General features: G+C 41.8%; 12 protein-coding genes. 10 read left to right on the forward strand and 2 right to left on the reverse strand.

Annotation, left to right across the window (positions count from 1 at the left end; all coding sequences use genetic code 11):
* The first annotated feature begins 270 nt into the window (after window positions 1-270).
* The 5 genes from ruvB to yajC are packed head-to-tail and all read left to right on the forward strand — an operon-like array spanning window position 271 to window position 3977.
* On the forward strand, window positions 271-1272 hold the full coding sequence (gene ruvB, locus BLR93_RS15925) for a Holliday junction branch migration DNA helicase RuvB (RefSeq protein WP_093216731.1): 1002 nt from the start codon (window positions 271-273) through the stop codon (window positions 1270-1272).
* Between the two features lie 5 nt (window positions 1273-1277).
* The gene (locus BLR93_RS15930; RefSeq protein WP_175559397.1) at window positions 1278-1469 is read left to right on the forward strand and encodes a DUF2905 domain-containing protein; all 192 of its coding nucleotides are present in this window, start codon (window positions 1278-1280) and stop codon (window positions 1467-1469) included.
* 21 nt (window positions 1470-1490) lie between these two features.
* Window positions 1491-2519: a tRNA preQ1(34) S-adenosylmethionine ribosyltransferase-isomerase QueA gene (gene queA / locus BLR93_RS15935; RefSeq protein ID WP_093216736.1), complete on the forward strand. Its 1029-nt coding sequence runs from the start codon at window positions 1491-1493 to the stop codon at window positions 2517-2519.
* Window positions 2520-2558: 39 nt separating this feature from the next.
* Window positions 2559-3695 (forward strand): tRNA guanosine(34) transglycosylase Tgt, encoded by a 1137-nt coding sequence (gene tgt / locus BLR93_RS15940; RefSeq protein WP_093216738.1) that lies wholly within the window; start codon window positions 2559-2561, stop codon window positions 3693-3695.
* An 18-nt stretch (window positions 3696-3713) separates the two neighbouring features.
* Window positions 3714-3977 carry a preprotein translocase subunit YajC gene (gene yajC / locus BLR93_RS15945; RefSeq protein WP_093216741.1) on the forward strand — a complete coding sequence of 88 codons (264 nt, stop codon included), beginning with the start codon at window positions 3714-3716 and terminating at the stop codon, window positions 3975-3977.
* Between the two features lie 87 nt (window positions 3978-4064).
* Here yajC and BLR93_RS15950 read toward each other — a convergent pair whose 3' ends face one another.
* Window positions 4065-4451: a TIGR04086 family membrane protein gene (locus BLR93_RS15950; RefSeq protein ID WP_093216743.1), complete on the reverse strand. Its 387-nt coding sequence runs from the start codon at window positions 4449-4451 to the stop codon at window positions 4065-4067.
* Window positions 4452-4655: 204 nt separating this feature from the next.
* Here BLR93_RS15950 and BLR93_RS15955 point away from each other — a divergent pair, with 204 nt between their 5' ends.
* A complete protein-coding gene (locus tag BLR93_RS15955) occupies window positions 4656-5954 on the forward strand; it encodes an ArsB/NhaD family transporter (RefSeq protein ID WP_093216747.1) in 1299 nt (432 codons plus the stop codon).
* A gap of 77 nt (window positions 5955-6031) precedes the next feature.
* On the forward strand, window positions 6032-6703 hold the full coding sequence (locus BLR93_RS15960) for a DUF421 domain-containing protein (RefSeq protein WP_093216749.1): 672 nt from the start codon (window positions 6032-6034) through the stop codon (window positions 6701-6703).
* Window positions 6704-6736: 33 nt separating this feature from the next.
* Here BLR93_RS15960 and spoVB read toward each other — a convergent pair whose 3' ends face one another.
* Window positions 6737-8290, reverse strand: coding sequence for a stage V sporulation protein B (gene spoVB / locus BLR93_RS15965; protein WP_093216752.1), 1554 nt, complete (start codon window positions 8288-8290; stop codon window positions 6737-6739).
* A gap of 127 nt (window positions 8291-8417) precedes the next feature.
* Between spoVB and BLR93_RS15970 the strand changes: the two genes are divergently transcribed.
* The 3 genes from BLR93_RS15970 to BLR93_RS15980 all read left to right on the forward strand — a co-directional run bounded on the left by BLR93_RS15970 (window position 8418) and on the right by BLR93_RS15980 (window position 11929).
* The gene (locus tag BLR93_RS15970; RefSeq protein WP_093216754.1) at window positions 8418-8720 is read left to right on the forward strand and encodes a post-transcriptional regulator; all 303 of its coding nucleotides are present in this window, start codon (window positions 8418-8420) and stop codon (window positions 8718-8720) included.
* A gap of 164 nt (window positions 8721-8884) precedes the next feature.
* Entirely contained in the window at window positions 8885-11140 is a 2256-nt protein-coding gene (gene secDF / locus BLR93_RS15975; RefSeq protein ID WP_093216757.1) for a protein translocase subunit SecDF, read from the forward strand.
* Between the two features lie 462 nt (window positions 11141-11602).
* On the forward strand, window positions 11603-11929 hold the full coding sequence (locus BLR93_RS15980; RefSeq protein ID WP_093217160.1) for a LapA family protein: 327 nt from the start codon (window positions 11603-11605) through the stop codon (window positions 11927-11929).
* The last annotated feature ends 13 nt before the right edge of the window (window positions 11930-11942 follow it).

An 11942-nucleotide genomic window follows, 5' to 3' on the forward strand; every position in this document is an offset into this window, starting at 1 on the left:
GCGACCGGTAGCGGCGCAGGCGCTGGACTGCATCGGAGGAGATAAAGGAAACTCGAAGAGCGTCAGCGATTCGAAGTTGACTTATCGTACAGAGAGGCAGGAAGCGCCCGTTTAGCGGTGTGCAGACTTGGACCTGCGCAATGAGGGGAGTTTGACGCTGCCGTGCCTAACAGCGGGGTAAAGTCGAACTTCCGTGCTTATTGGATAAAGGTAGATAGCTTTAAACACAACCAGTAGAATGACAGCTTATCTTTATAAAGGGGAGATAATGTGGAAGAACGAATGATTTCTGGAGAATTACAGGAAGATGATCAATCTTTGGAATTAAGCTTACGTCCAAATAATTTGGATCAATATATTGGCCAGGACAAGGCGAAAGGAAATCTGCGGATTTTTATTGAAGCGGCCAAAATGAGGAATGAACCGCTTGACCACGTACTTCTTTATGGTCCGCCAGGGCTGGGGAAAACGACTTTGGCCTCCATTATCGCTAATGAGATGGGGGTGCAATTCCGTACAACATCTGGACCGGCAATCGAAAGGGCAGGAGATCTGGCCGCTATCCTTTCTTCTTTGGAGGCTGGCGACGTCCTATTCATTGACGAAATTCATCGGCTGCCGCGCGCTGTCGAGGAAATCTTATATCCTGCAATGGAGGATTTTTGTCTGGATATTGTAATCGGCTCGGGTTCAAGTGCCCGGTCTGTCCGTTTGGATCTTCCTCCGTTCACCCTTGTAGGCGCAACTACTAGAGCCGGTCTTTTAACAGCCCCGCTACGCGATCGATTTGGAGTCTTGAGCAGGCTTGAATACTATGAAACAAAAGATTTATGCGCCATAGTCGAACGAACCTCCGATATTTTTCTCGTTGATATCGATAAAGATGCAGCGGCTGAAATCGCCCGTAGATCCAGAGGAACTCCAAGGATTGCCAACCGACTGCTAAAGCGGGTAAGAGATATATCGCAGGTGAAAGGCGAGAAACAGATATCAAAGGAGACGACACGAACAGCATTGGAAATGCTGCAAGTAGATGCTGCCGGCTTAGACCATATCGACCATAAGCTTTTGTTAGGAATTATCGATGGCTTTAGAGGCGGACCGGTCGGGTTAGATACGATTTCTGCTACGATTGGAGAAGAATCACAGACGATAGAAGACGTATATGAGCCGTTTTTACTGCAGACCGGGTTTATCCAGAGAACGCCGCGAGGCAGGCAGGTAACAATGAAAGCTTACGAACATTTTAACCGGGAGGTGCCGGAGGCTTGACCGGAATGGGAAAAATATTTATTGTTATAGGAGTCGTCTTTATCATTATTGGCTTAATATGGGGAATAATCGGACGTCTTCCGGGCGATATTAGTGTTAAAAAAGGGAATGTTTCCTTCCACTTTCCGATTATGACATCAATTGTAGTAAGTGTTATTTTATCTATCATTTTCTATATCATAGGGAGATTTCGGTGACTGATAGTAAGGAGATATATAATGGATATTAACGATTTTGATTTCGATTTACCTGAAGAACTAATAGCACAGACACCTTTACAGGACAGGACTGCATCTCGTTTGTTAGTGCTTGATAGGGACAAGCAAACAATCACCCACCACCATTTTGCTGATATATCCGCGTTCCTTCAGCCGGGTGACTGTTTAGTATTGAATGATACAAAAGTTCTTCCTGCCAGATTGTATGGCAGTAAACAGGATACTGGAGGGAAGGTCGAAGTACTCCTCCTTCATCAACAGGATAAGGATGAGTGGGAAGTGCTGGCCAAACCGGCAAAAAAAATAAAAAAAGGTACCGTCATCACCTTTGGAGAAGGGCAGCTAACCGCCACTTGTATAGAAGTTAAGGAGCATGGCGGAAGGGTCGTCCGGTTCGACTATCAGGGGATTTTTTTAGAAGTTCTTGAACAATTAGGTGAAATGCCGCTTCCCCCTTATATCAAAGAGCAGCTTCCTGATCGGGATAGATATCAGACGGTGTACGCAAAAGAAGAAGGCTCTGCTGCTGCTCCGACGGCAGGTCTCCATTTTACAAAAGATTTGTTAGACATACTTAAGAACAATGGTGTTGAGATTGCATTTATTACACTTCATGTCGGGTTAGGAACTTTCCGGCCTGTAAGCGTAGATAGCATTGAGGATCATGATATGCATGCTGAGTTTTATCACATGACCGAAGCAACAGCCAATCAACTAAATAGAATAAAGGCGGATGGCGGCCGTATTATTTCCGTTGGGACTACCTCAACAAGAACGTTAGAAACAATTACACGGGATAATCAAGGGGTATTCCAACAGGCTAGCGGCTGGACAGATATTTTTATATATCCTCCGTATCATTTCACTGCTATCGACGGGCTTATTACTAACTTTCACTTGCCTAAATCGACATTAATCATGTTAGTGAGCGCGTTAGCAGGTAAAGAATTTACTTTGAAAGCATATCAAGAAGCAATTGATAACCGCTACCGTTTTTTCAGTTTTGGAGACGCGATGTTGATTCTTTAAAATCACAATATAGCAGATAAAGAAAGGGATGAGCTATTCATGCCAATCACCTATGAACATATAAAAACATGTAAACAAACAGGAGCGCGTCTGGGAAGGGTTCATACGCCCCATGGATCTTTCGAAACACCAATGTTTATGCCGGTTGGCACGCTTGCGACCGTTAAAACGATGAGCCCGGAAGAGTTAGAAGAGATGGGTGCCAAAATCATTTTATCCAATACTTACCATCTTTGGCTACGTCCAGGAGAAGATATTATCGAGGAAGCGGGCGGCCTACATAAATTTATGAATTGGGATGGAGCTATTTTAACAGATTCCGGAGGCTTCCAGGTTTTCAGTCTTAGCGATTTGCGGGACATAGTAGAGGAAGGAGTCCACTTCCGAAATCATATTAGTGGTGAAAAACTTTTTCTGTCACCGGAAAAAGCGATTGAAATACAAAATTCCCTCGGTTCTGATATAATGATGGCATTTGATGAGTGTCCGCCATATCCTGCTGCTCATGACTATATGAAGGCTTCTGTTGAAAGAACTAGCAGATGGGCAGAAAGGTGCTTACAAGCACACCGCCGGCCTGGTGATCAGGGGTTATTTGGAATTGTACAAGGGGGCGAATATGAAGACTTAAGGCGCCAAAGTGCAAATGACTTAACTTCCATGGACTTTTCTGGTTATGCCGTAGGCGGTTTATCTGTTGGTGAACCGAAGGATGTTATGAATAAAGTACTGGAATTTACTACACCTTTGCTTCCAACCAATAAACCTCGCTATTTAATGGGGGTTGGTTCTCCGGATTCCCTTATAGACGGGGCCATTCGGGGGATAGATATGTTTGATTGTGTGCTGCCGACAAGGGTCGCGAGAAATGGCACTTGTATGACATCTAATGGTAGATTAGTTGTAAGAAATGCTAAATTCGCCCGGGATTTCCGACCGCTTGATGAAAACTGCAGCTGCCATGTCTGCCGGAATTATTCACGAGCATATATCCGGCATTTAGTAAAAACCAATGAGACATTTGGCTTTAGATTAACTACTTACCATAATCTATATTTTCTGTTAGAATTAATGATGCAAGTACGCGAAGCGATAAGAGAAGATCGTCTTGGCGATTTCAGAGAGGAATTCTTTGAACAATATGGTTTTAATAAACCAAATGCAAAAAACTTTTAAAAGAAGGGAGGATATAAATTGGATATCTTAGCTTCATTAGCACCGATTATTTTAATGTTTGTTATCTTTTATTTCCTTTTGATCCGTCCGCAGCAAAAGAAACAAAAGCAAGTCCGCCAAATGCAGTCAGATTTGAAAAAAGGGGATAAAATAGTCACAATCGGCGGGATGCATGGAACTGTGCATGCGTTAGACGAGGGAACCTTAGTCCTAACTGTACAAGACGGTACGAAACTTACATACGACCGTTCTGCGGTCAGAGAAGTAGTTTCCCAAGACTAATACAAAAAGACTGACGAGTGTTGTCAGTCTTTTTTTGTTATACCATATTTTATTTACCATTAAAGCCATTTTGGTCATTTAGCTAGTTTACTTAGATGATGAAGTATCGGAACTTATATTGACCCCAAGCATACCGCCGACTAAAGATGCGGCCAAAAATCCTGCATAGTGAATAAATTGAGCAAAGGAAATGCCAGACCCGTATCCGAGGTATTGGTAAAGCAGAATGAAAATGATAAAACCAAGCCCAGTTAGACTGCCTAATATCCATCCTTTTTCCTTCCCTTTTATCCCGGCTACTAAGCCGCCGATAAACAACGCGGCCACACTGATAGATAACGTCGTCAAGTCCAAAGCAGATGCCCCGAATTTGGTGAACTTTAAGAGAATAGACAAAATCAAGCTTGCTCCTAGTATAATTGCCAATGTTGCTATCCATCCGTAAAGAAGTGCGGTTACCCGTTCTCTTGCCATCTGAATCCCTCCCCGTGTGTTTGTCCAATTTATATAAACTTATTCCATGTTTTTTTAAATTAGAATTAAATATTTGCTTTGGTTGTGAATACATTTAAGTAATGGAACGAGACAAGCAGGGTAGAATGCTTTGCTAATGATGAAAGCATCGTCTTTTGTGTGTAGCAGCTTATTCAGGCATTCGTGCGGGGAAGGGGAGAAATAATGTCTGCAGTCGTTGCAATAGCTGTCTTTGTTATTAGTTATTTGTTCATTATGACCGAAAAGATAAACAGGGCTTTGGTGGCATTGTCAGGCGGAGTCTTATTAATGCTTACCGGCATCTATCGATGGGAGGATGCTTATACAAATTATATTGACTGGAACACCATTTCTTTATTGTTTTCCATGATGGTGCTTGTTTCTATTACTAAAAAAACTGGACTCTTTGAATTTATCGCGATTACCTTTGCACAAAAAGTAAAGGGTTCGCCTATCCCGCTGTTGATTGGCTGCTCAGTATTGACAGCTTTGGGGTCCGCCTTATTGGATAATGTAACAACTGTTCTTTTGTTTGTGCCAATCGTGCTGACCTTGACCCGGCTTTTGAAGTTACCTGCTTTTCCTTATCTGTTGACTATCATATTCAGTGCAAATATTGGAGGAACAGCAACACTTATCGGTGATCCTCCCAATATTATGATTGGCCAGGCAGTTGAACATTTGACCTTTTTGTCGTTTATCGTCCATCTTGGTCCTGTCGTATTAATTTTATTTTCAATCATGCTTACCGCAACTGTTTTATTATTCCGCAATAAACTTGAGAAAAGTGAAGAGCATATCGATCAGCTGATGAGTATGAGAGGTAGTACCTATCTTCGTAAAACACCAATGTTATACCAGTCGGTTACTGTATTGGCTATGACGATCACCGGTTTTTTACTCCATCCGGTTTTCCATATAGAATTGACTACTGTTGCCGTGTCTGGAGCTTTACTATTATTGCTGTTAACTGATAAGGAGGCTGGAACAGAAAAGGTTTTTCAAGAAGTTGAATGGATAACTTTATTTTTCTTTATCGGACTGTTCATGCTGGTTGGCGGGTTAGAGAAGGTCGGGGTGATTGATGAATTGGCCAGAGGTATCATGATGATAACAGAAGGCGACTTACCCTCTACCGCTCTATTGATTTTGTGGACAGCTGGAATTTTCTCGGGAATTGTCGATAATATACCGTTCGTTGCTGCTATGATACCTGTGGTCAAAGAGTTTCAATCCTACGGGATGGCAAATTTAGACCCATTATGGTGGTCTTTAGCACTGGGAGCTTGTTTAGGAGGCAATGGCACCTTGATCGGCGCCTCTGCAAACGTGGTAGTAGCTGGTCTAGCTGAAGGAAACGGGCAAAGGATATCTTTCATTCGCTTTTTAACTTATGGTATCCCTCTAGTAATTATCTCCCTGATCATAGCCACTGTCTATGTCTATTTCCGCTATTTGGTACCTTTTCAACAAGGGATATAGCAAGATGATTTAAGGGTATAAATTTCTGTTCTCAGGATACAATACAGGTGATTTCGTTTTCAGGAAGGAACCTGGTTATGGAGCTGGAAGTAGGGAAGATTGTATTCCGTACGGTTTTGACATATCTAATTGTGGTCATCATATTCCGGATGATGGGTAAACGGGAAATCGGCGAATTGAGTTTACTTGATATTGTAGTTTTTATTATGATCGCCGAGATGGCTGTCTTCTCAATAGAGGATCCAAAATCCAATTTAGCACAAGCGTTAATACCTATGGGTATATTGTTATTTATTCAGCGTCTGACAGCATGGGTCTCCTTGAAAAATCAGTTTTTTCGGGGATGGTTTGAGGGGAAGCCATCTGTCATTATTTCTAAAGGGAAAATTGATGAGCATGAAATGCGGAAGCAGCGGTATAACTTCAACGATTTAATGGAGCAGTTGCGGGAAAATGGCACAAAGAGTATCCAGGATGTGGAGTTTGCCATCTTGGAATCATCCGGAAAGCTGTCTGTCTTTGAAAAATCTTATAGCGAGAACGGGAGTATCTCTTCTGAGGGTTATGTCGTGCCTTTAATAGTAGATGGCAAAATACAGTATGATTCCTTGAAAAAAATTGAAAAATCAAAAGAATGGCTTCTCGCTGAATTAGAAAAACGTCAGTTGGCCGTTAAAAATGTATCATTTTGCACGATTGATCAGGCAAATCGCTTTTTTATTGATCAGAAAGATGAAGAGGTAAATTGAAAAAGAGATGCAGATGGCTGCATCTCTTTTGTTTTACTTTATAAACTTATGAAGGATTGGCAGTTGCCGAAGTTCCTCTTTACTAAGAAACTTGAATTGGAATAATAGAAACAAATAGAAGGCAGACAAGACGAGCAGTACAGCGAGAAAAAAGGCAATATTGCTTTCATATAGAGGGAAAAGTCGCTTTAATTGGCTTCCAGTCCACCAGGTGGCTAAAAACAATACAGTCATTTTCATAAAATCCAGCCATGGAAGCCGGAAAGAGATTACTTTGATCAAGGTAGCTAAATGGAGCATGGTCCCGAGTACGACTCCGACTATCATACCTAGAGCAACGCCCATGATGCCAAACTGCGGGTTAGTTGCAAAGACAACTAAAACCGCGAATTTAACCGCAGTGCTGATAATGCTGTTCCACATTGCTTGTTTAGCATAGTTCAACGCCTGTAAGGCAGCGTTCAATGGAAACTGAACATATAAAAAGATGAAAAAAGGAGCCATTAATACTAAAAAGCGACTGGCATCGCTGGTGCCAAACATGAAGTTCAAAATAGGGACCGAAAACAGCACCAATATAACCGTCGACAATGCTCCAGAGGCGAAAGATATTCTAATTGCCTGGTGGATTCGGTAGTGTACCAGCTTATTATTCTGCTTGGCAGCAGCTTCGCTGATATTAGGGACCATCGCTATTGCCAGTGAATGGGTGATAAATGTCGGCATGAAAAGTAGAGGCAGTGCATATCCAGTTAATTCTCCGTACATCTTGGTAGCTGCAACCGTTTGGAATCCGGCAATCGCCAAGCTTTGAGATACTAGAATAGGCTCCATAAAATTAGAAATAGACCCGACAAGCCTGCTGCCAGTACCCGGCAATGCTATTGACATTAGTTCGTTAAATGTTTGTCTTCCTGTTTTAATATACTGAACAAAATTGCTTCTGATTTTCACCCTTTTTTTTGCTTTAAACATTCTTATCATAAAGAATAACGAACAGAGCTCACCGACTATAACAGAAAACATTGCTCCTGCCGCAGCAAATTCTACACCATATGGCAGGAAAAGCTTTACCAGGAACGCGACACAACAAATCCGGACGATTTGTTCAATGACCTGGGCATAGCTTTGTGGCTTCATATTCTGCCGGCCCTGGAAATAGCCTCTGATCACAGAGGAAATAGCTGAGATCGGCACCATCGGGCTAATTGCCAGTAACGGATAAAGGGTTCGTTCATCTGTTAGAAATTTAGTAGCCACGATAGGTCCAAACATAACCATACCGATCATAAAAAAGATGCTTAGTGTACCTGTTACCGTAAGGGAAATAACCATTATTTTTTTAATTTTATATAAATCATTATGTGCTTCTGCTTCGGCAACCCGTTTGGAGATAGCGATCGGCAGACCGAATTGTGTTAGTGTGTACACTAAGAACAGTGTCGGCAATGCCATCATATAGAGGCCGATACCTTCTTCACCCATTAATCGCGCTACGATGATTCTATTGATGAAGCCTAAGAATCTGGTTATCATTCCAGCTAATATTAATATTAAGGTTCCTTGTAAAAATGTTTGCTTGGTCACATTGAACGACCTGCCTTCTCAATTTTTTAAATTTCATATACAATGAATATATGCAAAAGAGTTGGCCAAGCATGACAGGCTGGCATGATTATATTTAGAAAAGGATAAGGAAAAAGGGGGAGCACCTGTGGCAGAAGCAAAGCCTGTAAATGAGTGGAAGAAAGAAATGGGCACGGTTTTAGATAGTAAAGTAGAGGAATTCAAATTGATGGGATATTCGCGTGCCACCTCCCGGGATATTTGGAATTGCCTGCAAAAAAAAGTCTGGAAGGGAAATCCCGAAAAGAAAGTGCATGAAGTCGTTGGAGATATCTTTCATTTAAGTTCTAACATTTATATGAGTTATTTGACGGTGCAGGCTTACCAGGACAGTGATTTAATGGCCTCCATAGCTGCTTTATCCGGTCCGGAAGATAATGAAGTTACTTAATGTCCATTGACCTTGATGTAAATAATTTCTATAATGTTCCTATGCGCAGGAAACGAACAGAGTATATGAACTGCTTTTGAGACACTATTAATCTTTTTTAAAGAAGACATATTCAACTACATATGTGGTATGCAAGCAGATGGAGTAGAGGAGGCACTTACAGCATGGTAAAAAGAGGCAGAATCGTTGCCTTTTTTCTAATCGTATTAATTTTTGCAGGGACGATTGGGACAACGATTACAGGAATAACGAAAGATATAAAATTAGGGTTGGATCTTCAAGGCGGGTTTGAAGTGCTTTATGAGGCAGAGACATTGGATGGTGACCCGGACGTCAGCATGGATGCTTTAGAAGCAACGACAGAGTCATTGCGGGAACGGATAGACGTTCTGGGAGTGAACGAGCCGAACTTCAACATCGAAGAGCCAAACCGGATTCGCGTCCAGCTGGCAGGTGTGGAAGACCAAAGTGAAGCAAGGGAATTGTTGTCCACGTCAGCAGAGCTGTCTTTCAGGGATGTCAATGACAAGGAATATTTAGACGGATCTGATTTAAAGGAAGGCAGTGCCAGGCAGGATTTCAGCTCGAGGACCAATCAACCGATAGTGACCTTACAATTAAAGGATCCGGCCAAGTTTGCCGATGTTACCCGACAGATTTCCCAGATGCCTAGACCGGATAACCGCCTGGTAATTTGGATGGATTATGAAGAAGGTGATTCTTTTGAGGAAGAATCACAAAAAGAAGATCCCAAGTATATTTCTGCTCCAGAAGTAAACGAAACGTTAAATACTTCTAACGTGCAAATTAATGGGGATTTTACAGTGGAATCCGCACAAAGACTGGCAGACATCTTAAACGCAGGTTCTTTGCCGCTAAAATTGAATGAAGTGTACTCTACTTCGGTCGGCGCGCAATTTGGTCAACAGGCAATGGATAAAACGGTTTTTGCTGGATTTCTAGGTGTCGGCCTGATTTTTCTATTTATGATTGCTTATTATCGCTTTCCTGGGTTTATTGCATCGATTACATTGAGCATTTATATTTATTTGATTTTGCTCGTCTTCGAATGGATGAATGGAGTACTGACGCTTCCTGGTATTGCTGCTTTGATTCTTGGAGTAGGGATGGCAGTGGACGCGAATATCATAACCTATGAGCGTATTAAAGAAGAGTTGAAAACAGGTAAGTCGACCCTGTCTGCCTTCAAGGCTGGGAACAAAAATTCCCTGTCTACCATCCTGGATGCCAACATAACAACAATGATTGCAGCAGCCGTATTGTTTATATTCGGCACAAGTTCTGTGAAAGGTTTTGCAACAATGCTGATTATCAGTATTCTTGTAAGCTTTATCACCGCGGTTTTCGGTACAAGGCTATTTCTCGGCCTTTGGGTGAACAGCCGATTCCTGAATAAACGTCCTGGTTGGTTTGGAATCAACAAAAATCAGATACAGGATAAATCGGTAAAAGAAGAAATCGAACCAAAAATGTTTGGCCGCAAATTTGATTTGGTGGGACAGAGAAAGAAATTTTTTGCCATTTCTTTCATTTTGATCATTGCGGGCATTGCTTGTTTAGCCGTCTTCCGGCTCAACCTCGGTATTGACTTCACCAGTGGTTCCAGGGTTGAAATATTAGCGGATTCAAGTGTTACCAAAGAAGAGATAGAAGAAGATTTTGCGGAATTGGATCATTCTCCGAAACAGATTGTCATTTCAGGCGATAATAATGAAATAGCTGTCGCACGCTTTGATTCTGTATTAGGGCAAGGAGAAGTAGCTGATCTGCAGGATTATTTCGGAGAAAAATATGGAAGCAACCCAAGTATTAGCACGGTTTCCCCTGTAGTGGGACAAGAACTTGCCAGAAATGCTGTTTTAGCCGTCTTATATGCTTCGGTGTGTATAATTATTTATGTCACATTCAGATTTGAGTTTTTCTTTGCATTAACGGCGATTATTGCGCTGCTGCATGATGCCTTTTTCATACTGGCCTTGTTCAGCATTACCAGATTGGAGTTCGATATAACGATTATCGCAGCCATTCTTACGATTGTTGGTTACTCGATAAATGATACGATTGTAACCTTCGACAGGATTAGGGAAAACTTAAAGCTGAAAAAACGGGTCAAGTCATTTGGCGAGCTTGCAAAAATTGTTAATCGAAGCTTAATGCAAACCTTGGCGCGAAGTTTCAATACAGTGATTACTGTTGTATTTGCTGCTTTGATGCTGTTGATTTTTGGAGCATCTTCCATTACAAACTTTGCCTTTGCGCTAGTGGTCGGGTTAATAGCTGGTACTTACTCTTCCTTGTTTATAGCCGCCCAATTATGGATGATCTTACGCGGCAGAAATATTAAAGAGAAACCGATCAACTATATTAAGTCGAAACAAACTGGCGGACCGCAAGTTTGATTTCAGCCCCCCTGTTTATACGAGGCCACTGAAAAAGTCCTTTTTAATCTAAAGGGGCTGTCAACGTTTGCTGTTGATTCCACGAATCGGCCGGTGGCCGCGGGCACGGCCTCAGCTAACCGGTCAAGAAAATCACTTGACCAAGTGGATCTTCGGCTCGAAATTTAAAAAGAGTGATTTTCTTTGATGTATAAAAGAAAATCACTCTTTTTTGTTATACAAGCTGGGTTAGAAGTGAAGGAAGCCATTGGAGATACAGCTTATTCGGCAAAGGAAAATATCAACTATATGGAAATTAAATTCCACACAGACCGCTTTTATAAAAATCTACCTATCATAGAGCTTCCGTTTTTCAGTGCCCTCGTTTATACGGGGGTTTTTTTATTATCGCTGTTGGGAAGTATATCAATGTACTGTTACTATATTTCCTGCCCGACAGTGATAGAAAAAGGAGGGGATCGAATGAAAGGTCAAACCTATATCATATTGGCGCTTGTTTTCGCTTTGATTGTGGCTATATTTGCTGTAATCAACGTAGATCCGGTAGAAGTCGATTATTTATTTGGCGAGGGAAATGCTCCTCTGATACTAGTAATCCTTGTTTCCGTTTTAATGGGGGGGATGATTACAGCTGCAGTTGGTGGAGTTAAAGTGTTGCGGCTGCAAAAAGAGATACGGTCTTTACGCCGAAAAGATCATCAACCATCTGAAAGCGCGGCTGATCCGGAAGTCCTCAAGGAAGGGCAGGCAGATAAAGCCGACGCTGTGTCTGTGAAGAATGACGATTAATTTTCTTTAATCA

The organism is Sediminibacillus albus (assembly GCF_900101125.1).
Lineage (GTDB): Bacteria > Bacillota > Bacilli > Bacillales > Amphibacillaceae > Sediminibacillus > Sediminibacillus albus.